Annotated in this window: 24 protein-coding genes; 11 read left to right on the top strand and 13 right to left on the bottom strand. The window is 71.7% G+C overall.

What is annotated here, in order from left to right:
- Positions 1–144: 144 nt before the first annotated feature.
- Positions 145–786 (bottom strand): uridine kinase, encoded by a 642-nt coding sequence (locus AB0B50_RS23785; RefSeq protein WP_362335281.1) that lies wholly within the window; start codon positions 784–786, stop codon positions 145–147.
- Between the two features lie 97 nt (positions 787–883).
- On the opposite strand from AB0B50_RS23785, the gene AB0B50_RS23780 reads away from it, so the two are divergent.
- The 3 genes from AB0B50_RS23780 to AB0B50_RS23770 all read left to right on the top strand — a co-directional run bounded on the left by AB0B50_RS23780 (position 884) and on the right by AB0B50_RS23770 (position 3,941).
- Positions 884–1,555 (top strand): DUF2293 domain-containing protein, encoded by a 672-nt coding sequence (locus AB0B50_RS23780; protein ID WP_362335279.1) that lies wholly within the window; start codon positions 884–886, stop codon positions 1,553–1,555.
- Positions 1,556–1,822: 267 nt separating this feature from the next.
- Positions 1,823–2,302: an anthrone oxygenase family protein gene (locus AB0B50_RS23775; protein WP_362335276.1), complete on the top strand. Its 480-nt coding sequence runs from the start codon at positions 1,823–1,825 to the stop codon at positions 2,300–2,302.
- A gap of 148 nt (positions 2,303–2,450) precedes the next feature.
- A complete protein-coding gene (locus AB0B50_RS23770) occupies positions 2,451–3,941 on the top strand; it encodes a glutamate synthase subunit beta (protein WP_362335273.1) in 1,491 nt (496 codons plus the stop codon).
- 112 nt (positions 3,942–4,053) lie between these two features.
- Here AB0B50_RS23770 and AB0B50_RS23765 read toward each other — a convergent pair whose 3' ends face one another.
- Genes AB0B50_RS23765 through AB0B50_RS23755 form a run of 3 tightly spaced genes read right to left on the bottom strand, consistent with a single transcriptional unit; the run spans position 4,054 to position 6,085 of the window.
- Entirely contained in the window at positions 4,054–4,851 is a 798-nt protein-coding gene (locus AB0B50_RS23765) for an SAM-dependent methyltransferase (protein ID WP_362335270.1), read from the bottom strand.
- A gap of 51 nt (positions 4,852–4,902) precedes the next feature.
- Positions 4,903–5,223: a DUF397 domain-containing protein gene (locus AB0B50_RS23760; RefSeq protein ID WP_362335267.1), complete on the bottom strand. Its 321-nt coding sequence runs from the start codon at positions 5,221–5,223 to the stop codon at positions 4,903–4,905.
- Position 5,224: 1 nt separating this feature from the next.
- Positions 5,225–6,085: a helix-turn-helix transcriptional regulator gene (locus tag AB0B50_RS23755; protein ID WP_362335264.1), complete on the bottom strand. Its 861-nt coding sequence runs from the start codon at positions 6,083–6,085 to the stop codon at positions 5,225–5,227.
- A gap of 158 nt (positions 6,086–6,243) precedes the next feature.
- Here AB0B50_RS23755 and AB0B50_RS23750 point away from each other — a divergent pair, with 158 nt between their 5' ends.
- Positions 6,244–6,741 carry an ATP-binding protein gene (locus AB0B50_RS23750; RefSeq protein WP_362335261.1) on the top strand — a complete coding sequence of 166 codons (498 nt, stop codon included), beginning with the start codon at positions 6,244–6,246 and terminating at the stop codon, positions 6,739–6,741.
- Between the two features lie 137 nt (positions 6,742–6,878).
- On the top strand, positions 6,879–7,298 hold the full coding sequence (locus AB0B50_RS23745) for a hypothetical protein (RefSeq protein ID WP_362335871.1): 420 nt from the start codon (positions 6,879–6,881) through the stop codon (positions 7,296–7,298).
- Here AB0B50_RS23745 and AB0B50_RS23740 read toward each other — a convergent pair.
- The 3 genes from AB0B50_RS23740 to AB0B50_RS23730 form a co-directional block, all read right to left on the bottom strand.
- Positions 7,288–8,403, bottom strand: a complete 1,116-nt coding sequence (locus tag AB0B50_RS23740) for an acetoin dehydrogenase dihydrolipoyllysine-residue acetyltransferase subunit (protein WP_362335258.1) — start codon at positions 8,401–8,403, stop codon at positions 7,288–7,290. The genes AB0B50_RS23745 and AB0B50_RS23740 overlap by 11 nt on opposite strands.
- Positions 8,404–8,495: 92 nt before the next feature.
- On the bottom strand, positions 8,496–9,509 hold the full coding sequence (locus AB0B50_RS23735; RefSeq protein WP_362335255.1) for an alpha-ketoacid dehydrogenase subunit beta: 1,014 nt from the start codon (positions 9,507–9,509) through the stop codon (positions 8,496–8,498).
- Positions 9,510–9,536: 27 nt separating this feature from the next.
- Entirely contained in the window at positions 9,537–10,547 is a 1,011-nt protein-coding gene (locus AB0B50_RS23730; RefSeq protein ID WP_362335252.1) for a thiamine pyrophosphate-dependent dehydrogenase E1 component subunit alpha, read from the bottom strand.
- 233 nt (positions 10,548–10,780) lie between these two features.
- On the opposite strand from AB0B50_RS23730, the gene AB0B50_RS23725 reads away from it, so the two are divergent.
- Positions 10,781–12,712, top strand: coding sequence for an ABC transporter ATP-binding protein (locus AB0B50_RS23725; protein ID WP_362335250.1), 1,932 nt, complete (start codon positions 10,781–10,783; stop codon positions 12,710–12,712).
- A gap of 37 nt (positions 12,713–12,749) precedes the next feature.
- On the opposite strand, the gene AB0B50_RS23720 is transcribed toward AB0B50_RS23725, so the two are convergent.
- From AB0B50_RS23720 to AB0B50_RS23710, 3 genes are all read right to left on the bottom strand, one after another.
- Complete coding sequence (locus AB0B50_RS23720; protein ID WP_362335868.1) at positions 12,750–12,941, bottom strand: hypothetical protein; 192 nt, start codon at positions 12,939–12,941, stop codon at positions 12,750–12,752.
- A gap of 221 nt (positions 12,942–13,162) precedes the next feature.
- Entirely contained in the window at positions 13,163–13,846 is a 684-nt protein-coding gene (locus AB0B50_RS23715) for a DUF899 domain-containing protein (protein ID WP_362335248.1), read from the bottom strand.
- A 143-nt stretch (positions 13,847–13,989) separates the two neighbouring features.
- A complete protein-coding gene (locus AB0B50_RS23710; protein WP_362335245.1) occupies positions 13,990–15,426 on the bottom strand; it encodes an amidohydrolase in 1,437 nt (478 codons plus the stop codon).
- Between the two features lie 123 nt (positions 15,427–15,549).
- Between AB0B50_RS23710 and AB0B50_RS23705 the strand changes: the two genes are divergently transcribed.
- Positions 15,550–16,506 (top strand): endonuclease/exonuclease/phosphatase family protein, encoded by a 957-nt coding sequence (locus AB0B50_RS23705; RefSeq protein WP_362335242.1) that lies wholly within the window; start codon positions 15,550–15,552, stop codon positions 16,504–16,506.
- 159 nt (positions 16,507–16,665) lie between these two features.
- On the opposite strand, the gene AB0B50_RS23700 is transcribed toward AB0B50_RS23705, so the two are convergent.
- On the bottom strand, positions 16,666–17,679 hold the full coding sequence (locus AB0B50_RS23700; protein ID WP_362335866.1) for a phosphatidylinositol-specific phospholipase C domain-containing protein: 1,014 nt from the start codon (positions 17,677–17,679) through the stop codon (positions 16,666–16,668).
- A gap of 190 nt (positions 17,680–17,869) precedes the next feature.
- On the opposite strand from AB0B50_RS23700, the gene AB0B50_RS23695 reads away from it, so the two are divergent.
- Positions 17,870–18,496, top strand: a complete 627-nt coding sequence (locus AB0B50_RS23695; RefSeq protein WP_362335239.1) for a 2'-5' RNA ligase family protein — start codon at positions 17,870–17,872, stop codon at positions 18,494–18,496.
- Positions 18,497–18,658: 162 nt separating this feature from the next.
- Positions 18,659–19,162, top strand: a complete 504-nt coding sequence (locus AB0B50_RS23690) for a DUF3574 domain-containing protein (protein WP_362335236.1) — start codon at positions 18,659–18,661, stop codon at positions 19,160–19,162.
- 7 nt (positions 19,163–19,169) lie between these two features.
- Here the strand turns inward: AB0B50_RS23690 and AB0B50_RS23685 are convergent, their stop codons facing one another.
- Together AB0B50_RS23685 and AB0B50_RS23680 are read right to left on the bottom strand one after the other, a co-directional pair.
- Positions 19,170–19,952 carry a nucleotidyltransferase domain-containing protein gene (locus AB0B50_RS23685; protein WP_362335233.1) on the bottom strand — a complete coding sequence of 261 codons (783 nt, stop codon included), beginning with the start codon at positions 19,950–19,952 and terminating at the stop codon, positions 19,170–19,172.
- 34 nt (positions 19,953–19,986) lie between these two features.
- On the bottom strand, positions 19,987–20,436 hold the full coding sequence (locus AB0B50_RS23680) for a hypothetical protein (protein ID WP_362335230.1): 450 nt from the start codon (positions 20,434–20,436) through the stop codon (positions 19,987–19,989).
- A gap of 102 nt (positions 20,437–20,538) precedes the next feature.
- Here AB0B50_RS23680 and AB0B50_RS23675 point away from each other — a divergent pair, with 102 nt between their 5' ends.
- Both AB0B50_RS23675 and AB0B50_RS23670 read left to right on the top strand, forming a co-directional pair.
- On the top strand, positions 20,539–21,171 hold the full coding sequence (locus tag AB0B50_RS23675; RefSeq protein WP_362335227.1) for a DUF4291 domain-containing protein: 633 nt from the start codon (positions 20,539–20,541) through the stop codon (positions 21,169–21,171).
- 141 nt (positions 21,172–21,312) lie between these two features.
- Positions 21,313–22,356 (top strand): hypothetical protein, encoded by a 1,044-nt coding sequence (locus tag AB0B50_RS23670; protein WP_362335224.1) that lies wholly within the window; start codon positions 21,313–21,315, stop codon positions 22,354–22,356.
- Positions 22,357–22,389: the final 33 nt, after the last annotated feature.

The raw sequence follows: 22,389 nt of genomic DNA, 5'->3' as shown, positions 1-22,389 counted from the left end.
GGAGCGGCGCGAAGGCACCGCTGGTCCCGGCGCCCTTCATTCTCGCGGCGCCGGGGGTGGCACGCATCCGGAGCCGGTCGGCCACTCCGGGCCGGTCAGCCGCACCACCGCGGACCGGTCAGCCGCTCCACCGCCCTGGGCCGGTCAGCCGCTCCACGCCGGGTGCCGTGGGTCGTCCGCCCGCACCACCACGTCGGCCGCCGCCACCGGGTCCGTCTCCGTCTCGTACCGCTCGAAGGCAGGCAGCGTCCACTGCTCGGCCTGCGGTGTACGTCGCCTCAAGGCTCCCGGCGAGAGCCGCACGTGCACGGTGAGGTCGAACGGGAACCAGTGGCCGAGGAGCAGCGGCCCGTGCAGCAACAGCACGCCGCCGGGCGGAAGTCGGACGTACGAGCTGCGGGTGGCACGGTCGGCCGCCGGGTCCCACAGGTCGGGCAGGACCCGGCCCGTGCCACCGGGGTCGAGCGGCCCGAGGACCTCGCGCCACAACGCGCCCGTGTCGAACCACCCGCTGTAGTACGCCTCCACGTCCTCATGGCCGTACTCGAACCGCAGCGACGCTGGCCGCAGGAAGTCCTCCGTGCCGATCACGAGCGAGGTCCGTCCGCGCAGGCGCAGCGCGTCGCTCACCCGGCGCGCGAGGTCGCCGGTGCCGCCGGCCGGCGCTCCGTCGAAGGCGATCCGCGGCCAGTCGCCGCCGTCGGCCGTCTTCAGGTCGAGCAGACGGTCGGCGAGGGTGTCGGCCAGGCGTTCCCAGGTGATCGGTTCGAGTCGCACGGCCCCCATGATGCCGGGTGCCGCGGCGTGCGGCGAAGGACGGCGGAGGACAGCGGAGGACGGCGGAGGACGGTCGTGGGCTCCCGTGACGGGGAAGGTAACGGGCATGGCAGGGCTCGTGGTCTTCCAGCCGTTGAAGCGGCGCCGTTGCGCGGAGTGCCGCTCCGGGCCGCTGCCGCTGCTCGTCCTGGAGGGCGGCGAGCCGCGCTGCCTGGACTGCGCCGACCTCGGGCACCTCGTGTACCTGCCGCGCGGCGACACGGCACTCACGCGGCGGGCCCGCGAGGACAGCGGTCTCTCCGCGGTCGTCGTCCGCTTCCACCGCCGCCGCGCACGCTACGAACGGCAGGGCGTCCTCGTCGAGGAGGCGGCGCTCGCCCGTGCCGAGGAGCGGTGCCTGGCGGACGCGGAGGCGCGGGCGCGGCGCAGGGTGCGGGACGCGGCGCGGCGGGCGGCGGAGGACGTGCGGTTCACGCGGGCGTTCGCCGCGGAGATCCGCCGGCTCTTTCCCGGGTGCCCCCAGGAGCGGGCCGACGCCATCGCGGCGCATGCCTCGGTGCGGGGCAGCGGGCGGGTGGGGCGGAGTGCGGCGGGACGGGCGCTTTCGGAGGGGGCGGTGCGGGCGGCGGTCGTGGCGGCTGTGCGGCATGTGGCTACGCCTTATGACCGGTTGCTGATGAGCGGGGTGCCTCGGGGAGAGGCGCGGCGGAGGATTGCGCCTGGGGTGGAGGCGGTGTTGCGGGGGTGGCGGGAACCGGGGGTCGGGAGCGTCTCCTGAGGCCTCGGTGAACCGGTGCCCGGAATCGAGGGGTGCGCCACCCTTCCCCAAGCTCTCGACTCCGCTCGGCCGGGGGAGCCCCCGCTCGCCCTTACGGCATGCCTGCCCGCGACAGGGAAGACGGCTGCGTATGGGGGCGCGGGTGTCGCGCATGGCCGTTCGCGGCTCGTGGCAATTGACTTGTGGTGATGACAGGCGCCGTGCAGGATCAGTCAGCCGCGGGACGCCCATCCGAACGTAATCACCCCAGCACCCACGGGAGTTGCCATGATCGACGGACCGTACTTCGCACTCACCGTGCTCGGGGCGCTTGCCTGCGGACTCGCCGCCGGGGTCTTCGCGGCGTTCTCGACGATGGTGATGAAAGGCCTGGCCGCGCTGCCGCCGGCCCAGGGCATCGCCGCGATGAACCGGATCAACGTCGCCGCGGTCACCCCGCCCTTCATGGCCATCTTCCTGGGAGCCACGGGGCTGTGTGCGGTGCTCGCCGTGGTGACGTTCGTGCTCTGGCCGGAGGAGGGCACCGTGGAACTCCTTGTCGGCTGCGCGCTGTATCTGATCGGCTCGTTCGGGGTGACCGTCGCGGCGAACATTCCGCGCAACGACGCCCTGGCCAAGGTCGACCCGGACAGCGAGGAGGGCGCCGCGTACTGGCGTACGTACGTCAAGGAGTGGACGGCGTGGAACCACGTCCGCGGTGTCGCGTCGATCGGCGCAACCGCGGCCTTCGTCCTCGCGCTGACCTGACCGGGGCCCGGCCCTGACCGGGGCCCGGCCCTGACCTGGGCCGGGACGGCACGTCGCCCGGGTGCCGGGGGCCGCGTGCCGACGTATGGTGACGAAAAGGCCTGCGCGAGAAGGCCTGTGCGAAAAGGCCTGTGCGAGGGAGACGGCCATGGCCGACCCCAAGGGCTTCCTCACCACCCCCCGCCGTGAATGGCCGCGCCGCCCCGTCGGGGAGCGGGTGCGGGACTGGGACGAGGTGTACGTCCCCGGAGCGCTGCTGCCCATCGTCGAGCGGCAGGCGGACCGCTGCATGGACTGCGGAGTTCCGTTCTGCCACGAGGCGTGCCCGCTCGGCAATCTGATCCCCGAGTGGAACGACCTGGTGTCCCGGGCCGACTGGCGCGCGGCGGCGGACCGGCTGCACGCCACGAACAACTTTCCCGAGTTCACGGGGCGGTTGTGCCCCGCACCGTGCGAGGCGGGCTGTGTCCTGGCGATCAACGCCCCCGCGGTGACGATCAAGAACGTCGAGGTCGCCATCGCCGACCGCGCCTGGGCGGAAGGCCTCGCGCCGCCGCGGCCGCCGGAGCGGCTCTCCGGCAGGTCGGTCGCCGTCGTCGGCTCCGGGCCCGCGGGCCTCGCCGCCGCGCAGCAGTTGACGCGGGCCGGGCACACCGTCGTGGTGTACGAGCGGGACGACCGGGTGGGCGGACTGCTGCGGTACGGGATCCCCGCGTTCAAGATGGAGAAGCGTCATCTGGAGCGCAGGCTGGGGCAGTTGACGGCCGAGGGCGTGCGATTTCGTACGTCGACGGAGATCGGGCGGGACGTGGGCGCGGCGGAGCTGCGGGGCCGCCATGACGCCGTGGTCCTGGCGGTCGGCGCCACGGCCCGGCGGGAACTGGACGTGCCTGGGCGGGAGTTGGCCGGGGTCGAGCAGGCCATGTCGTATCTGCCGCTGGCCAACCGCGTGGGCGAGGGGGATCTGGACGTCTCGCCGATGAGCGCCGCGGGCCGGCATGTCGTGATCGTGGGCGGTGGCGACACGGGGGCGGACTGTCTGGGCACGGCGGTGCGCGAAGGAGCCGCGTCGGTCACCCAGTTGGACATCTACGAACGCCCCGGCGAGGAGCGCGACGAGACGACGGACCCCTGGCCGACGTACCCCAAGCTGTATCGGCTCTCCGCGGCGCACGAGGAGGCGGGGCAGCTGGCCACCGCGCCCGCGGCGGACGCCGACGCGCGCCTGTTCGCGGCGTCCACGCTCCGCTTCAGCGGGGACGGGGCAGGGCACGTGCGGGCGGTGCACCTGACGGGAGTCGACGCGGCACGGCAGCCGCTGCCCGGCACGGAACGGGAACTCCCGGCCGACCTGGTCCTGCTGGCCCTCGGGTTCTCCGGCCCCGAACGCACGCCCGGCGGCCTGCTCGACCAACTCGGCGTACACGTCGACGACCGGGGCACGCTCACCCGCGACGCACGCTTCGCGACGAACGTCCCCGGAGTCTTCGCGACCGGCGACGCGGCACGCGGCCAGTCCCTGATCGTCTGGGCCATCGCAGAGGGCCGAGCGACCGCCGCGGCCGTGGACCACTGGCTGACGGGCGCGACGGAACTCCCGTCCCCGATCGCGCCGTTCGACCGGCCTATGACGGCGTGAGGACGTGACGGGGCTACGGGGCTACGGGGCTACGGGGCTACGGGGCTACGGGGCTACGCGACAGGCAGACGCCGAAGCCCCGCCCAGGTCAAGCGCTTCCCAGAGGCGGACCTCACGGCTTCCGCCCCACCGCTCCATAACCCGGCGTCGGCCCGTCCCCCGACTCCGGCGCCCGCTCGCCCGGTTCTGGCTTCCAACGGTCGACGACCACCACCCCGGGGTCCACCATCTCGTACCCCTCGAAGAAGCGCTCCACCTCCGCGCGTGTGCGCAGCGCGAGCGTCATGCCGCGCGCCTTGTACAGCTCGGCGGCCTGCTTCGCCGTCTCTGGGGTGAACTCGCCCGTGCCGTGCGACAGCATCAGATGGCTGCCGGACGGCAACGCCCGCATCAGGCGGTCCACCAGTTCGTACGCGCCGTCCTCGTCCGCGATGAAGTGCAGCAGCGCCACGAGCGAGAGGGCGACGGGCCGGTCGAAGTCCAGGACCCGCGCGGCCTCTTCGAGGATCTTCTCGGGCTCGCGGAAGTCCGCCTGGATGTACTCGGTGACGCCCTCGGGCGTCGAGCGCAGCAGCGCTCCGGCGTGGGCGAGGACGATCGGGTCGTTGTCGCAGTAGACGACGCGGGTGTCCGGCGCGATCCCCTGGGCGATCTGGTGGAGGTTCGGCTCGGTGGGTATCCCGCTGCCGATGTCGAGGAACTGCCGCACGCCCTGGCCCGTGAGCCAGCGCGTGGCGCGCTGCATGAACGCCCGGTTGGCCCGCGCCGTGGTCAGGACCCGCCCGTCCATGGCGACGAGTTGGCGGCCCATCTCCTCGTCCACCGGGTAGTTGTCCTTGCCGCCCAGGAACCAGTCGTACATCCGTGCCGGGTGCGGCTTGCTGGTGTCGATGTACGACGGGTCGGTCACAGCGGCTCCAAGGGGCTCGGCATGGTCGGGACTACGGGGACTGCTGGGCCGTCACGAGAGCAGGAAGTCCGCCTCGCCCGCCTTCGCGCCCTGGATGAACGCGGTGATCTCGCCACGCGTGTAGATGAGCGCGGGGCCGTCCGGGTCGGTGGACTGACGCACCGCGACGCGCCCGTCGGCCAGCTTCATGGCCTCCAGGCAGTTGCCGCCGTTGCCGCCGCTCCACGGCTTGTGCCAGCCGTCGTTGCCGAGGTCACGGGCGGGCATGCCGTTGTAGATCCGGGACTCGCCGCGGGGTTCGCTGCGCGAGTCGTCGCGGGCTCCGGGTGAACGCGGACCGGCTGGGCGCGTTCCGGCTCGATGTCGGTCCATGTCACAGCTCCTTGCGGAGATCCCTGAGGATCTCCTTCGTGCGTTGTGCGGTGGCGGCCTGCGCCGCCATGCGGTCCATGACCTCCAGGTGGGTGGCCACCTCTTTGCGCGCGTCCAGGTAGACCGCGCCGGTCAGGTACTCGCTGTAGACCATGTCGGGCAGTTCCGGCACCGCGAACCTGAAGAGCACGAACGGTCCGTACGTCCCGGGGTGCGGCCCCGCGGAGAACGGCGCGATCTGCAGCGTGACATGCGGCATCTCGGTGGCTTCGAGCATCCGGTCGAGCTGCTCGCGCATCACGTCCGCGCTGCCGACGGGCCTGCGCAGCGCGGTCTCGTCCATCACGACCCACAGCCGGGGCGCGTCCTCACGGGTGAGCAGCGCCTGGCGTTCCATGCGCAGCGCGACGTACCGGTCGATGTCCTCGGGCCTGGTCTGGCCGATGGCCCCGGAGCGCATCACTCCGCGTGCGTACTCCTCGGTCTGCAGGAGTCCCGGCACGAAGTGGGGTTCGTAGGACCTGATGAGGCTGGCCGCCCCCTCCAGGCTGACGTACATGCTGAACCAGCCCGGCAGGATGTCGTGGAACCGCTGCCACCAGCCCGGCTTGTTGGCCTCCTCGGCGAGGGTCACGAACGCGTCGGCCTCGTCGTCGGCGACGCCGTACGACTTCAGGAGCAGCTGGAGATACGGGATCTTCAGCGCGACCTCTGCCGTCTCCATGCGACGGACGGTGGCGGGGGCGACGCGCAGTATCTTCGCGGCCTCCTCGCGTTTCAGGCCCGCGCCCTCGCGCAGATCCTGCAGGCGACGACCGAGAACGACCTGGCCAACGGTCGGCGCGGACCGCGGTTCGCTCACGTCTCCTACCTCCACCTGACTCCGCGTTGCCTCAACTCACACCGCACCGCGAGCTGTAGCGAGCAGTGTGCCATGCGCACTCTCGGAGGCACACGCCACTGTGCACTTTTCAGAGTGGCCCTTGCCAAGGTGTTCAGGGCGGGGCGATAGTGGAGAGCGTGACTCCGCCCGCGCCGTTAGGAACCGAAGCCGCCGGAGGCCGTCTTGGCGATCTCGCCGAGGCGTGGCCCGAGGCCGCGGAGGTCTGCGTCAGCTTCGCCCTCGCCCCGCGTCCGGGCTCCGTCGCGCAGGCCAGACGCCTGATGCGCGACCAGCTCGACGGGTGGGCCGTGTGCGACGACGACGCCCGCGACGCGGCGGCACTCGTCCTCTCCGAACTGGTCACCAATGCCGTGGTGCACACCGCGAGCCGGCGGATCATCTGCGAGCTGTGCGCGGATCCGGAGAAGCTGCGGATAGCCGTACGTGACGAAGGGTGCGGTTCAGGAACGCCGCGCCCGGTGCACAGGGGGGCCGACGAGGAGCACGGGAGGGGACTGCTTCTTGTCGACGCGGTGAGCAGTGCGTGGGGCGTCCACGACGCGGGGCCCGGGATCGGGCTCACGGTGTGGGCGGAGTTGCGACGGACGGCGACGACCTCGCCGGCGTGTGCGTAGTTCTTGGTTCTCAGTTCTTGGTTCTCAGTTCTTGGTTCTCAGTTCTTGGTTCTTGGTTCTCAGTTCTTGAGTGAGTCGAGCGTGGCAGTAATGCGGGCGGGGGGCATGTGAGCGCGGGTACGGTGCGGCCGTTGGATCTGAACAGCTTGGTCCGTCTGTCGCGACAGCGGCAGCGGCAGCGCGCCGGAGCGCCGACACCACCACCCCTGCGGCTCGATCTGCCCGAAGGGATGACCGAGCCGCTCGGCTGCGACGCGGTGGCGGTGCCGGCGGCGTTCGGACCCCGGCTGATGTCCCGACTGCCCCGCGTGGGGTGTGTGTACGAGGACGGGCCGCGCTGGTGGTGGATCGTCCCCGCGGACTCCGACGTCGCCATGGAGTGGCCCGCGCAGGTCGCCTACTCCGCGGGGGCGGTGGTGCGGGACGCATGGCGGCAGCCCGTACTGATCAACCGGCCGGAGGATGAGGTTCCCTATACCCCTCCGATTCCCTTGTACTTGGCGCTGTGCCGGGTCACGGGGACGGTGCCGGGGTGGGAACGGTCCCTCAGCGCCTAGCGCTCGCGAGCGCCTCCTCCACCGCTGACACCACCTCCCCCGGTGTCTCCATGTGCGGCATGTGTCCCGCGCCCCGCACCAGGCGCGTCTCCGCTCTGCCCTTCAGGGACGCCGCGTTGGATGCGGGGACGACGCGGTCCTCGTAGCCCCAGAGCGCGACCGTCGGGATCGCCGACGCCGGGCCGGTCAGCAGGTCCCGTACGTCCAGGGCCTGCGCGTCGGACTCCGTGAGCAAGGTGGTGAGCAGCGTCCGCAGTGCCTCGTCCACGCCGTCCAGGCGTTTGTACTTGAGCAGGTCGTCCACCAACTGCCGGGTCACACGGGCCTCGTCGGCGAAGAGCTTCAGCAGGTGCGGTCTCAGTTCGCGCCGCGTGCGCGCCGCCGCGAAGCCCCGGAGGTAGGAGGCGTCCACGTCGGGGCCGAGGCCCGCGGGCGCGAGGAGGGTCAGGGACGCGACGCGGTCCGGGGCGCGGGCCGCGGCCGCGACGGCGACCGCGCCGCCCAGCGAGTGGCCGACCAGATGCGCGCGTTCGATGCCGAGCGTGGCGAGGAAACCCGTGACGACACGGGCCAGCGTGTCCAGGCCGCCGTCGCCCACGTCCTTGGCCGACTCGCCGTGACCCGGGAGGTCCAGGGCGTACACGGTGTGGCGCGCGGCGAGCGCCTCCTGGACGAAGAGCCAGGAGTTCTTGTCGCCGCCGAAGCCGTGTACGAGGACGACCTCCGCCTCTCCGGCGCCCGAGGTCGCGTACGCCAGCGCGGTGCCGTCGACGTGGGCGACGCCGGTGACCGGCCCCGCCTCGTCCTCGACCGGTACGCCGCGCGCCAGGTACTCCCGCGCGTACGCCGCCGCCCGTTCGATCACCGTCTCCGGTACGTCCGCCGGGGCGATGAGGGCGATGGCGCAGCCCACGGGGGCCGCGCCGCCGGGCTCGGCGACGATCCTGCGGAGCACTCCGTCGCACGGGGCCTCCAGGGTCCCGGCGATCTTGTCGGTGTCGATCTCGGCGAGGTCGTCGCCCGCCGCGACCGTGTCCCCCTCGGCCGCGAGCCACTCGGTGATCTTCCCGCTCGTCATGGACAGACCCCACTTGGGCAGGGTCACAGGGGTGATCCGCGGGTCCGGCACCGTCCCCGTCCCCGTCCCCGTCCCCGTCCCCGGCCCCGGCCCCGGCACCGGCACCGGCCCCGCCCCCGTCACGGCTTCCACTCGACGGCGGTCTTGACCGCGGCGGCGACCCGCCCGGCGTCCGGCATGTAGAGGTCCTCCAGGGGTGGGCTGAACGGCACGGGTGTGTGCGGTGCCGTGACCGTGCCGATCGGTGCCTGCAGCGCGCCGAACGCCTCGCGGGCGACGAGCGCGGAGATGTCCGCGGCCATGCCGCAGCGCGGCCCCGACTCGTCGACGACCACCAGGCGCCCGGTGTGCTCGACGCTCTCCAGGATCGTCTCGGCGTCCAGCGGGCTGGTGGTGCGCGGGTCGATCACCTCGCACCGCACGCCGGAGCCGGCCAGTTCGTCCGCGGCCTCGCAGGCGACGGAGACCATCCGGCCGAACGCGACGACGGTGACGTCCCCGCCCTCCCGCACGACGTCCGCCTCGCCGAAGGGGATCGTGTAGCTCTCGGCGGGGACCTCGCCCACCACGTCGTACATCGCCTTGTGCTCGCAGAAGATCACCGGGTCGTCGTCCCTGATCGCCTGGATCATCAGGCCCTTGGCCTCGTACGGCGAGGAGGGCAGCACGACCTTCAGTCCCGGCACGGAGGTGAAGACGGGGTACAGGGCCTGGGAGTGCTGGGCCGCCGCCCGCAGTCCCGCCCCGTACATCGCGCGGATCACGACGGGTGTGACGGCCTTGCCGCCGAACATGTACCGGAACTTCGCCGCCTGGTTGAAGATCTGGTCGAAGCAGACGCCCATGAAGTCGATGAACATCAGCTCGGCGACCGGGCGCAGACCGCGTGTCGCGGCCCCGATCGCCGCCCCGATGAACGCCGACTCCGAGATCGGGGTGTCCCACACCCGCCCGGGAAAACGGGGTTGGAGCCCCTTGGTCACCCCGAGCACTCCGCCCCACGCGTCGTCCGCGCCCGGCGCGCCCGCGCCGCCCGCGTTGTCCTCCCCCATGACGACGACCGAGGGGTCGCGCTCCATCTCCTGTGCCAGTGCTTCGTTGATCGCCTCGCGGTAGCTGATGCTGCGTGCCATCCGGCCCCGACTCCCCTCAGATGATCGTCAGTTGTACGAGATGTAGACGTCCGTCTCCAGGTCCGCACGGGTCGGCAGGGGCGCCGCCCGCGCCTCGGCGACCGCCTCGTCGATCAGCAGGGCGACCTCGGCGTCGACCTCGTCGAGCTGCCGGTCCGTGAGCTCGCCCGCGCCGACCACGGCCGCGCGAAAGCGCAGCAGGCAGTCGAGTTCGGTGCGCGCGTGCAGCACCTCGTCGGCCCGGTAGGTCTGCTGGTCACCCTCGAAGTGCCCGTAATAGCGGGTGAGTTGGACCTCGATCAGGGTCGGGCCTCCCCCGGAGCGGGCGCGTTCGACGGCCTCGCCCGCCGCCTCGTGCACCGCGAAGAAGTCGAAGCCGTCCACGGTCACGCCGGGCATCCCGAAGGCCGCCGCACGGGCCGCGATGGAGCCGCCGCCGACCGACCACTTCGCCGAAGTGGCCTCCGCGTAGCCGTTGTTCTCGGCGACGAAGACCGCGGGCAGCCGCCAGACCGAGGCGAGGTTGAGGGATTCGAGGGTGGTGCCCTGGTTGCTGCCGCCGTCGCCGAAGAAGGCCACGCCGACGCCGCCGTCCCCGCGCACCTTCGCGGCGAGCGCGGCACCGCAGACCAGGGGCGGCCCGCCGCCGACGATGCCGTTGGCGCCGAGCATGCCCTTGGAGAGGTCGGCGATGTGCATCGAGCCGCCCTTGCCGTGGCACGAGCCCGTCGTGCGCCCGTAGATCTCGGCCATCATCGCCTTCACGTCGACGTGCTTGGCGATGCAGTGGCCGTGGCCCCGGTGGGTGGAGGCGATGACGTCGCGCTCGTCGTCGAGGTGCGCGCAGATCCCGGCCGCGGAGGCCTCCTCGCCCGCGTACAGATGGACGAAACCGGGGATGTCGCCTGTCGCGAACTCCTCGTGGAGCCGCTCCTCGAAGCCACGGATGGTACGCATCGTGCGGTAGGCGCCCAGCAGCGCGGGACCGTCGAGGCCATGCGCACGGGGGACCTCGGATGTCCGGAGAGTGTCGGTCACGGAATAACTCCTTTGCCTGTACGGGTACGGAGTTGCGTCCATGGGGTATGGCACCCCGGGCCCGGTGAGCGGGCAAGAGTTGCCCGGGGTTGCAACCGCCCCGGCCGCCCCTGTGCTGTGGCGAGCGCCCCGGGCGTGCCCCGGGTACGCCGTGGCGGAGTCCGCACGCGCCCTGCCCGCACCCCGCGACCGCCGCGATAGTGGCCGCTTCCCCTGTCGACACGGAGATCAGGTTGGACGAAGCGAAGAACCCATCCGGTACACCCACATCACAGACGTCGGAGTCCGAGAAGCTCCTCTTCGGCGGCCCTCTGCGCTACGACACCGGCTGGTCACAGCACGAGGACGCCTTCCTCCAGCTGGGCTTCCGCGCCATGCTGCGGCGGCTGCCCGCCCTGCTCGGCGCGAGCTTCAGGCTCGCGTGGCAGGCCGACCGGCAGGCCGCGCGCATCGTGCTCGGTGCGGAGCTGGCCCGTGGACTCGCCCAGGCGGTCAGCCTGTTCGCGGTGAACAGCGTGCTCGCGCGCCTCATGACGGAGGCGCCGATCGAGGACCGGCTGCGCGGCGCGGGCCCCGCCCTGATCACCATGGCCTGCGTCCTGTTCGCCGCCGCGCTGCTGCGCGCCGCGTCCACCTACGCGACGGGCCGTCTGGAACCGAAGGTCGAACGCGTCGCCACGGAACAGTACTTGGAGCGGGCGGCGAACGTGGAGCTCTCGGCGATCGAGGACGACGCGTTCCACAAGCTCCTGGACACCGCGCAGTACGGCGCCGCGTCCGCCCGCCGCATGATCGCCATCGCGACGCGCGTGGTGAACGCGATGATCTCGCTGATCGCCGCGGCGAGTGTCCTCACCGTCCTGCACCCGGTGCTGTTACCGCTCCTGGTGACCATGACGCTGCCGAGTGCGTGGAGCGCCCTGACCATCGCGCGGCGCCGGTACCGCTCCTTCCACGCCTGGGTGCAGCACGCCAGGGCGGGCCGACTGATCAGCGGCCTGCTCACGGAGGCCGCCGCGGCGCCCGAGATCCGCGTGCACGGCGTCGGGCCTTTCCTGCTGCGCCACTTCCGGTCGATGTCGGAGGCGGCCGAGGAGGAGCAGGCGCGCCTGGCCCGGCTCGCCGCCCGGACCGGCCTGATCGCCGCCGCCTGGACGGGACTTGCGACCGCGGCGACGTATGCGACGCTCGGCGGTCTGCTGCTCGCCGGGGCGATGGCCCTGTCGGTGGCGGGCACCGCCGTCATCGCGATCCGCACGGGCGCTTCGAGCCTGGACACCCTCGTCCTGGAGATCAACTCCCTGCACGAGGACGCCCTGTTCGTCGGCGACCTGGACCGGCTGTTCGTGGAGGCGGCCCGGCGCGCGATCCCGGTCGGCGGCGTGGAGCTGCCGCGGGAGCCGCGCGAGATCCGGTTCGAGAACGTCACCTTCCGCTATCCCGGCACCTCGGGCAGGGACGCGCTCAGCGACGTCTCCCTCTCCGTGCCCACCGGCAAGATCGTCGCCCTGGTCGGCGAGAACGGCTCCGGCAAGACGACCCTGGTCAAGCTGCTCGCCGGGCTGTACGCGCCGGACCGCGGCCGGATCCTGTGGGACGACGTGGACGCCGCCACCGCGGATCGCGGTCTGCTCGCGGAGCGGATCGCGATGGTCGCGCAGGACTTCAAGCGGTGGCCGTTCACGGCGCGCGTGAACATCGCGATCGGCCGCGCGGGCGCGGCCCGTACCGACGAACGGCTGCGCACCTCGGTGGCGGAGGCCGGCGCGGAGAACGTGGTGGACGATCTGCCGCGCGGCCTGGACACGCTGCTCGCCAAGGCGTTCACCGGTGGACACGAGCTGTCCGGCGGCCAGTGGCAGCGGCTCGGCATCGCGCGGGCCGCGTACCGGCGGGGCCGGATCCTGATCGTCGACGAGCCGACCGCCGCGCTCGACGCACGGGCCGAGCTGGAGGTCTTCGAGAAGATCAGGGCCCTGGCAGGCACCGGGCAGACAGTCATCCTCATCACGCACCGGCTCGCGTCCGTGCGCCACGCCGATCTGGTCCATGTGCTCGACGCGGGACGCCTCGTGGAGTCCGGCAGCCCTCAGGAGCTGCTCGCCACGGGGGGCGTCTACGCCGAGCTGTACGCGCTCCAGGCGGACCAGTTCCTGGCCCACTGAGCTTTGGCCCACTGAGCCCTGGCCCACTGAGCGCGGTTCACGCGACCGCGGCCATCGCCTCGGCCTCCTCCGGCTCACGCACGATCACCAGGAAGGCGTCCGACGCGAGGTCCATCACGACCTCCGCGGGGCGCCCCTCCTGCCGGCGGGCCCGCGCGAACTCCTCCGCGGGCCACGAACCGCGCGGCCCGCCCGCGGGAAACCGCTCCAACACCACTCGTCCGTTCATCATGATCCCGTCCCCCGTGTCGTTCCGTTCCCGCTTCGTACGCAGTCCCAAGACTCTGTCCCGAGAAGCTGTCCCAAGACTCTGTACTGAGGAGAACGCACGGACCCCCCTCCAGGGATCGCAACGTGACCCAAATGACACGGAGTTGAGGCAATTCAAGGGTTCTCCCCGGGTTCCCGACGGCCTCAGTCCTCGTACTCGCCCTCGTACCAGTCCTCCTACTAGTCCTCGTACTCGTCGTGATACCGCACCCGCGCGCTGCCCGCCGGGGCGCCCAGCACCGACGCCCGGCCCTTGGGCTCCTCCCACTCCTCCTGGCGCCCGAGCGCGGTGAGGTCGAGGAGGCTTGTGGTGGAGCCGAGGCCGTCCAGACCGCGGGCGAACGTCCCGTACGTGTGGAAGACGCGGTCGCCTTCCCGCAGGAAGCAGTTGATCGCGGGCACGTCGTGCGGCTCCTCGACGGAGGAGGCACCGAAGTCGTAGTTGAAGTCGCCGTCGTTCGTCGAGTACCAGGGCACGGTCCAGCCCATGCGGGACTTGAAGGCCAGCAGCCTGGTGAACGGCGCGCGCGAGACCGCGACGAAGTTCGTGCCGCGGGCCCGCAGATGCGCGAGGTGCCCGATCTGGTCGAGGAACCCGGAGCAGCTGCGGCACCCCGCGTCCCACTCGGGGGCGAACATGAAGTGGTAGACGACGAGTTGGTCGCGTCCGTCGAAGAGGTCGAGCAGGGTGGCTTTCCCGTCGGCACCGTCGAAGTAGTACTCCTTGTCGACCTCGACCATCGGCAGCCCGCGCCGCTCGGCGTTGAGCGCGTCGCGCGCGCGGGTGGCCGCCTTCTCCTTGGCCAGCAACTCCTCACGCGCGACGGCCCACTCCTCGCGCGTGACGATGTCCGGAAGTCCCATGGCGTGTCTCCTCCACCCTTCGGGCGCGTACGTCTGCGAAGGGTGGACCTGCGGAGTTCACCGAACTCATCGCTCGCGGGCGAAGAAGTTCCAGAAAATCTTCAGGAGGGTGCCGGGGACGACGCACGGTGGCTCGGGGCGGCTCACCCCTCGTACTCCTGGATCCGCTTCCCATGGCTGCGGTCGACGAGTTCGGGGAGGAGCGCGTTCAACTCCCCCACGATGCCCGGCACATCGAGCGTGAGCAGCTCGCGGTCGCGCATCAGGACGTGGCCCGCCACGACCGTCGTGCGTACGTCGCTGGAGCGTGCGCTGTGCACGAGCGTGGCGGCCAGGTCGTGGACCGGCTGGGTGTGCGGTCCCACCACGTCCACCAGGACGAAGTCGGCGCGGCGCCCTTCGGCGAGGCTGCCGATCTCGTCGCCGAGTCCCACGGCCCGCGCGCTCTGCAGGGTGGCGTGGTCCAGGGCCTGGCGGGCGGTGAGCCAGGTGGGGTCGCGTTCGACGTTCTTCTGGACGAGCGCGGTGAGCGTCATGGACTCCCACACGTCGAGGGTGTTGTTGGACGCGGCGCCGTCCGTGGCCAGGCCGACCGGGATGCCCGCCTCGCGCAGGGCCCGCACGGGCGTGGTGTCCCAGCCGAACTTGAGGTATCCGCGCGGCGCGGAGGCGACCGCGACACGGCCGGTGGCGCGACCCAGAGCGGGCAGGTCGCGCTCGGTGTCGAGGCCGGTGACGTGCGCGAGGAGCACGTCCGTGTCGAGGAGACCCGCGCGTTCCAGGACCTCGATGGGGGTGCGGCCGTGCCGGGACAGGCTGTTGTCCGTCTGCTCGCGGTTCTCCGCCGCGTGGATGTGCACCAACAGGCCGTGCTCGCGGGCGAGTTCGGCGGTGGAGGCGAGGTCGGCGTCGACGACGGTGTAGGGCGCGTGCGGGGCGAGGCAGGTGGTGATGCGCCCGTCGGCCGCGCCCCGCTGCCGCAGCGCGAAGTCGAGGGACGCGGCGCGCCCTTTTGGGCCCTGAGAGCTGAAGTACGCCTGGCCGAGGACGGCGCGCAGGCCGCTCTCCTCGACCGCGGCAGCCACGGTGTCCATGGCGAAGTAGTGGTCGGCGAAGGTGGTGACGCCGCCCCGGATCATCTCGGCGCAGGCCAGCCGCGCGCCGAGCCCGACGGCGCGCTCGGTCAGGTTCGACTCGATGGGCCAGATCCAGTCGTTGAACCACGCGTGGGCGGGCAGGTCCTCGGCGATGCCGCGCAGGGCCACCATCGGTGTGTGCGTATGGCAGTTGACGAGACCGGGGAGGGCGACGGTGCCGCGCCCGTCGATGTGCTCGGCGGCGTCCGGGACCGCCCCGGCGCCGCCCGCGGTGACGGAGGCGTCGGCAGAGGCGTCGGCAGAGGCGTCGGCAGAGGCGATGACGGCGGCGATGACTCCATCGCGTACGACGATCGTGGCGTCGTCGACGAAGACGATCTGTCCGTGCGGGTCATGGGTCAGGGCCGTGCAGCCCGTGACGACGAGGTCGGCGGAGCCTGGCGTGATGAGGTGGGCGGGGCCCTGCGCGGGAGGCGGCGTCATCTCTTCACGGTAGTGCGAGTGCGCATCCGGCGGCTCTGTCGCGGACGCGGATTCACGGGCACGCTGACCTCACCCGCCGATCGGCCGAGGGGGCCGCCCCAGCAGGAGAGAGGGAGTTCGGCCATGATCATCGGCACCTGGAACCTGGAGAACCTCTACCGGCCCGGCGGGCGCTTCGGGCCCAAGGACAAGGCGGCGTACGAGGCGAAGCTGGCCTCGCTCGCGGCGACGATCGGCGCGCTGCGGCCGAGCGTCCTCGGCGTGCAGGAGGTCGGCGACCCGGCCGCTCTCGAAGACCTGGCGGGCCTGCTGGAGGGCACCTGGCACGTGACGCTCTCGCGGCACGCGGACGACCGGGGCATCCGGGTCGGCTTCCTCAGCAGCCTCCCGGTCTCCGTCGTCACCGACCAGAACTGCCTCCTGGACCCGATGCGCCCGGTGCAGATCGACGACACGGGGCGGACGACGGCGCGGACCGGACGCGGGATCCTCGCCGTGACGGTGTCGACGCGGGCCTTCTTCTTCGACGCGGTGGTCTGCCATCTGAAGTCGAAGCTGCTCTCGTACCCCGGCGGCCGCTTCCAGCCGCGCGACGAGGGCGAGCGCGCGCGGTTCGGCGCCTACGCCCTGTACCGCCGCACGGCCGAGGCCACCGTGGTGCGCGCGCTCGCCGACCGGCTGCTGCGGGGCGACGGCCGCGACCACGACGTCGCCGTGCTCGGGGACCTCAACGACGAGGTCGGTGCCGCGACGACGCAGCTCCTGCTCGGCCCGCCGGGCTCCGAGATCGGCACGCCCGGCTTCGACCACCCGGACAAGGGCGACGCGACGCGCCTGTGGAACGTGGCCCCGCTGATCCCGCAGGACCAGCGGTTCTCCCGCATCCACGCGGGCCGGCGCGAACTCATCGACCACGTCCTGGTGAGCCGGGGCCTCCTGGACCATGTACGGGCCGCGGGCACGGGCGCGGAGGGCGCATCCGCGGCCGCGCTGCCGTCGGTGGCGGACGGGGATCCGGCAGTGCGGAGGGACGCGGCGGGGTCGGACCACGCGCCGGTGTGGATACGGATCCAGCCGTGACGGCGCCTGTGTCCTGAGCGGTTCTCCCGTGAGGGCACCCGTGCCCTGAACGGTTCTCCCGTGAGGGCACCCGTGCCCTGAACCGCTCACCCGTGACGGCACCCACGCCCTGAACCGCTCTCCCGTGACGGCACCCACGCCCTGAACCGCTCACCCGCGTCAGCCGCGCGGCAGCACGGTCGACAGGACGCCCGGCAGCGGATACCAGTCCGCCGACACGATGCTGGCGTGCCGCCGCGCGAGCAGCTCGACCCGCTCCCTGGCCTGCGCCTCGGTCGGGCGCGTCCCGTCGATGGCCGGGGCGACGTTGTGGGCGTCGGTCATGACGACGAGATAGCGGCGGTCGGCGTACCACCGGGTGTCGATGGAACCGCCCGCGTACGCGGAGGCGTCCCCGTCGAACAGCACGAACCACGGCCGGATCGACGCGTCCGCGTACCGCGCGCGCGGATCACCGGCCTCCGCGCCGAGCACGGCGGGGAAGGCCGCGGCGTCACCGAGACGCCCTGCGCCCGCGAGGTCGCGCAGATGGGTGGCGTACTCGCGGTCGGTCCACAGGGTGTCGGCGGGGTTGCCCTGCTCGACGGTGCCGGGGATCAGCTCGACCACGAACTTCCCCGCGAGCTCGGCGCGCCCCGGCCAGCCCTTGTCGCGCACGGCGTCGTCGAGGGTGGCGTGTCCCGCGGCGAGCTCGCCCGGACGGTAGACGGCGTCGCCGAGCACGCCCTTCAGGAGCGCGTCGAGATCGGCGGGCCCGCGCCCGTTCTTCGCCTGGAACCCGTCCTTCAGCTCGACCTTGACGAGGATCGGCCGGTGCCCGGGGTGGGCGTCGTGCCAGCTGCGCATGTCCTGGAGGCACCCGGCGAGGCTCTGGTTGCGCGGCTTGGTCCGCAGCTCGGCGGCGCTGCGGGCGTTCTCGCAGTTGTTGGCGTTGCCCAGGGGGTTGCTGTGGGAGACCCGCCAGCCGCTGCCGAAGACGTTGGTCCACACGTCGAGTTCGAGCATCCCGGCGCCGGAGTCGAGGGCGTCGGCGAAGTACGGGTACTTGTCCTTCTCGTAGGCGTTGTGAACGCCTACGCCGGTGGTGGCGGAGTACGAGTCGGCGGTGCCGTCGGCTCCCGCTGAGGCCCCGGCCCCACCGAGCACTCCCCAGCCCACGAGGGCCCCCACCATCAGACCCCGCACACCCTTGCGCACCTTCACGCCCACCGCCCCCTCACGCCATGCTCCAGTCAAGTCTCGGGCAACGTACGGGAGTCGAGTGACGCAGGGGAAGACGGCGTCTTAAGGAGGGGCGTGGGACACTGGCGCGTTGTGAGTGTTGGGGGCAGAACGCGTCGTGAGTGTCGAGGCAGAACGCATCGTGAGTGTTGAGACAGAAGAGGTGTACGGGGCTACGACAGCAGACGTACACACGGGCACGGACGACGCCGACCCGGTGGACGCCGGCTGGCCCGACCTCCCCGGCGACACCGCCCTCACGATCCGTGTCCCCGAGGCCAACCCGCTCGTGCGGGCCGGCTTCCCGGCGCACGTCACGGTCCTCTACCCGTTCCTCAACGCATCCCGCCTGACCCCGTCGACCACCCACGCCCTGGCGTCGCTCCTCGCCGCCCACTCCCCCTTCACGCTCTCCTTCACGGAGTTCCGCCGCTACCCCGGCGTCCTCTACCTCCCTCCGGCCCCCGCCGCCCCGATCCGCGCCCTGACCACCTCCCTCACGGAACGCTGGCCCGAGGCGGTCCCCTACCGCGGCATCTTCACCCCGCCCCTGGACCCCCACCTGACCCTCGCGAACCACGAGGGCCCCGACACCTACGAAGCGGCCTACGACGCCCTGGAGTCGGAGCTCGCCCCGCACCTGCCGCTCGTCAGCCATGTCGACACGGTGCGGCTGATCGTGACGGACGGGCCGGGCACGGGATGGCGTGACCTCGCGGCGTACCGGCTGGGCCCGCCGCTCTGTGACGGGCGTGCCACGCGGGCGTGAAACCGCCGGGCGTGAATCAGGCCATACCGACGAAAGCGGGGCGTCCGGGGCACGGAGGTCCGCTACGGTGTGCGGCCGTTGTGGATCTGTCCGCCGGAAGCGGCGGACCTGCCCGCCGTGATCAGAAGCAGTGGACCCACCTGCCCAGAAAGGGAACGCCCCGTGGCCTTCACCCTCCCCCGCCTCTCCGCCACCCGGATCACCGTCGCCGTCTCCGCCACCGCCCTGCTGGCCGTCGGTGCCCCCACCGCGTACGCGTCGTTGGACGGCGACGGTGGTACGAACTCCGCCGACCGCGCCGCCACGTCGGCGTCGACGTCGACGGTCACCCGGGGCAAGCCCTTCGTCGAGACGCGGCTCTTCTTCGGCACGGAGCGGCCCGACGGCGGGCCCGCCGTGACCGACAAGCAGTTCATGGCCTTCATCGACAAGGAGGTCACCCCGGCCTTCTCCGACGGGCTGACCATCCAGGACGGCCGCGGGCAGTGGCGCGACTCCAACGGCAAGATCGAGCGCGAGCGTTCGTACGAGCTGATCCTCCTGTACCCGACGGGCGAGGCGCGCAAGCGGGACGTCCAGATCGAGGAGATCCGCAGCGACTACGAGAAGGCGTTCGCGCAGGACTCCGTGGCGCGGCTCGACGAGCGGACGCGGGTGGACTTCTGATCGGGAGTCACGCCGCGCCTTCGTGGGCCGTCGTGATCAGCTCCTCCGTCGCGGTCAACGCGGAGGCGAGCGCCTGCGGTTCCTCGCCTCCGGCACCCAGCGAGGCGAGGATCGCGTCCACGCCCCGCAGGCCGGCCCGCTCCAGGAGCCGCTTCTCGTTGGTGACCCACTCCCCGCGCGCCGCGAGCACCGCGTGGGCGCCCGCCATCGCCGCCGTGGCGACGGCGCCCGCGACCTCGGTGTACTGGGCGCGCGGGGCGTTGTTGGCGCGGGCGTAGCCGAGGGTGAGGCGGGCGCGGTCGAGCCAGATGCCGGGGGCTTCGCGACGCAGCGCGTCGGGGTAGGCGGGCCGGGGCAGTTCGCCGCTGAGGACGCGGTTGACGGCGAGCTCCGCGAGGAGCAGGTAGCTGGGGATTCCGGCCAGATGGAACATCAGCGGCTCCCAGTGGAAGCGACCCCGCTCCGCCTCGGCGAGCTCGTGCTCGACGACGTCCAGGTCGCGGTAGTGCACGTCGACGCGGCGCCCGTCGACGGTCAGCCAGGCCCCTCCGTTGAAGACGCCGCCGCCCCAGTCCCCGATGCCGAAGACCTCGCCCTCCCAGCCGATCTTGCGCAGCTCGGCGGGGTCGAAGGCGGACCCTCGGTAGTAGACGGCGGTGTCCCAGTCGCTCTCGCGTGTGTGGGTGCCTTGTGCGCGCGAGCCACCGAGGGTGACGGCGCGCACGCCGGGCAACGCGGCGAGCCGCTCGGCGACATGGCCGAGGAAGGCCTCGTCGGTCATCGCGTGCATGAGTGAACTGTCCTGCCAGTGCTAGTAGTTGCCTCTAGTTGCCTCGGTCCAGCCTGCCGATGTTCTGGGCCTGGATCACCGTGCCGTGGTACACCCCACCGCTGAGATGGTTGGTGTTGTTGTACGTGATGCCGCCCCCGGGAGCCCCGTCGCCCTCCGCCCCTGCCAACTCGTCCAGCAGGGCCCGCAGTTCGGCTGCGGCCGCGGGATCGGCGGCGAGTCTGCGCCGCAGCCGCGAACGCCACTCCGTCTGCACGTCGGCGGCGGTCTCCTCGTCCCCGGTGTCCCGCGCGGCCACGACCTCGGCGCGGGCCTCCTCCAACTCCCCGACCAGGACCTCCTCGTCGGCATCACCGGTGCCGCCGCTACCGCGCGAGAAGAGCGCCGCGATCCTGTCCCGCGCCTGCGTCCACCCCTCGGTCACCATCTGCTGCACGAGCGCCGTCGCCCCGGCCGCCGCCAGCGCGGTCAACTCAGCGTCCACGAGACCCCCTTCTCCACTTCCTCCACGTCGAAGGCCTTCACCGTAACGCGGCCCGCCGACAATTCAGTGGCGTACCACCGCGGGGGCCCGCACGCTGGCCCCATGAACGCCCAGCACACCGCCGCCCCCACCCCCACCGCACCGCACACGCCCAGCCACCAGATCCGCGCCCGGCACACCGACTCGACGATCACCGTCTACCAGGCGTACGCCCCTGAACTCGGCGCCCCCGCCGCCCGCACCGGACGCTTCCCCGCGGCCTGGAAGCGGGACCGCATGACGTGGATCAAGCCGTCCTTCCTCTGGATGATGTACCGCTGCGGCTGGGCGACGAAGGAGGGCCAGCAGACGGTGCTCGCCGTCGAGATCACTCGCGAGGGCTTCGACTGGGCGCTGCGCCACGCCTGCCTGTCGCACTACGTCCGCGGTCTCCACCCCGACCAGGCGGCCTGGAAGCGCGACCTGCGCCGTTCCCCGGCCCGCGTCCAGTGGGACCCGGAACGCGACCTCCACCTGAACGCCCTCCCCCACCGCTCCCTCCAACTGGGCCTGGCGGGCGAGGCGTCCGGCCGCTACGCGGACGAGTGGACGGTCTCCATCACGGACGTCACGGGCCTGGCGCACGAGGTCCACGCTCTGGTACGCGACAGGAACCTGTCCGCGGCAACCGCACTGCTCCCGGCCGAACACCCTTACCCAGCCTCCGAAGACCTCCTGTCTCACCTACGCGCCTGAGGAGGGTGGGCATGTTGCGGAGAGTCGCTATCTGACCGAATGTGAACTTTCCTGATCCCCTTATGTCACTGACTCTCGAAATACGTGGTGCTCCGTAAGCGGAAACCAGCTGCTTCGGGGGTAGCGGTGACAACCACTTACATGCCAATCCTGAAAGGCAAGGAGTGGGAGTTCCTGGCGCTCAGCAAGCATTCGCCGTCAGAGCGCGTGGCACTGTCCGCTCTCTTCGAGGTAGCCCCGGATCCCATCGGGCAAGACCCCATCGGGACCTTCTGCCTGCATCTCAGCAAGCGCCTCCTGGAACCGGGGACAGTGATCGCAGTCGACTGCCCTGAGCTGGAGGCACCGCCCAGCGCCGCGGCTCGCGTCTCGCGGATAGCGGCGGTCTGTTCCGAAGCAGACATGCCGTTCCTCGTGCCCGTCGTCCGATTCAGCTCGGCAGCCAAGACGTTCACAGCGGCACGCGAGATCATCGAACGGCACCAGTGCGGAGCCTGCCTGCGCCTCACTGTCCACGACGTCGCGCCCGGCGCAGACCGTGCGGCTGACCGCATTGGTGGCGTGCTGCGGGATGTGGGGATCTGCGTTCACGACACAGACCTTCTCCTCGACGCCGGACCGCTCAGTGCCGCCGATGACTTCTCCAGAACCTTGCAGAGCACCGTCAACGCCCTGTCCTGGCTGCGGCGAGCCCGGTGGCGCTCCATCTCCCTCGCAGCCGGAGCCTTCCCTGCAACTTTTGAGGACGTAACGCCTCGCGTCCCCTTCTCAGTCTTTCGGCGCGATGCCGAGCTCTGGCAACAGGCGACCGACCACGTCCTGGACTGCAGCATCGAGTTCTCGGACTACGGCATCGTTCATCCCCTTCGGCGTGCCGTCGCGGACCCCAGCTCCCTCCATCCGTTCCTCGCGTACACCGTCGCCGACAGCTGGCAAATCCGCATCTACGATCGTCAACTCCCCGGGAATGACGACTTCTTCACCCTCTGCGACGACCTCACCAAGTCGTCGGACTGGCCGGCCTCCGGCTCCGCAACGTCTTGGGGCGACGCATGTCTGCACGAATGCGCACGCCGGAAGCGAATCAGCGGCAAGGCCGGCGGAGCCACTCAATGGCTGGCCTGGTCGGCATCCCACCATTTCGCGACAGTCATCCAGCGGATGGCGGAACTCGGGCGCCCGTGAAGCCTGACCTCAGCGCTCCGTTCCGGCTCGCTC

This window comes from Streptomyces sp. NPDC041068 (genome assembly GCF_040647455.1).
Classification (GTDB): Bacteria; Actinomycetota; Actinomycetes; order Streptomycetales; family Streptomycetaceae; genus Streptomyces.
Note: the sequence above shows the minus strand (reverse complement) of the source record. Positions and strands in the feature narration are given on the sequence as shown.

What these genes read in the sequence shown, in the direction of transcription:
- AB0B50_RS23735 (WP_362335255.1), bottom strand. Translation starts at nt 9,509, where the DNA reads ATGGCACGCAGCATCAGCTACCGCGAGGCGATCAACGAAGCACTGGCA.
- AB0B50_RS23675 (WP_362335227.1), top strand. Translation starts at nt 20,539, where the DNA reads ATGAACGCCCAGCACACCGCCGCCCCCACCCCCACCGCACCGCACACG.
- AB0B50_RS23760 (WP_362335267.1), bottom strand. Translation starts at nt 5,223, where the DNA reads ATGGACCGACATCGAGCCGGAACGCGCCCAGCCGGTCCGCGTTCACCC.
- AB0B50_RS23775 (WP_362335276.1), top strand. Translation starts at nt 1,823, where the DNA reads ATGATCGACGGACCGTACTTCGCACTCACCGTGCTCGGGGCGCTTGCC.
- AB0B50_RS23685 (WP_362335233.1), bottom strand. Translation starts at nt 19,952, where the DNA reads ATGCACGCGATGACCGACGAGGCCTTCCTCGGCCATGTCGCCGAGCGG.
- AB0B50_RS23720 (WP_362335868.1), bottom strand. Translation starts at nt 12,941, where the DNA reads ATGAACGGACGAGTGGTGTTGGAGCGGTTTCCCGCGGGCGGGCCGCGC.
- AB0B50_RS23710 (WP_362335245.1), bottom strand. Translation starts at nt 15,426, where the DNA reads ATGACGCCGCCTCCCGCGCAGGGCCCCGCCCACCTCATCACGCCAGGC.
- AB0B50_RS23715 (WP_362335248.1), bottom strand. Translation starts at nt 13,846, where the DNA reads ATGGGACTTCCGGACATCGTCACGCGCGAGGAGTGGGCCGTCGCGCGT.
- AB0B50_RS23780 (WP_362335279.1), top strand. Translation starts at nt 884, where the DNA reads ATGGCAGGGCTCGTGGTCTTCCAGCCGTTGAAGCGGCGCCGTTGCGCG.
- AB0B50_RS23785 (WP_362335281.1), bottom strand. Translation starts at nt 786, where the DNA reads ATGGGGGCCGTGCGACTCGAACCGATCACCTGGGAACGCCTGGCCGAC.
- AB0B50_RS23670 (WP_362335224.1), top strand. Translation starts at nt 21,313, where the DNA reads ATGCCAATCCTGAAAGGCAAGGAGTGGGAGTTCCTGGCGCTCAGCAAG.
- AB0B50_RS23700 (WP_362335866.1), bottom strand. Translation starts at nt 17,679, where the DNA reads ATGGTGGGGGCCCTCGTGGGCTGGGGAGTGCTCGGTGGGGCCGGGGCC.
- AB0B50_RS23705 (WP_362335242.1), top strand. Translation starts at nt 15,550, where the DNA reads ATGATCATCGGCACCTGGAACCTGGAGAACCTCTACCGGCCCGGCGGG.
- AB0B50_RS23770 (WP_362335273.1), top strand. Translation starts at nt 2,451, where the DNA reads ATGGCCGACCCCAAGGGCTTCCTCACCACCCCCCGCCGTGAATGGCCG.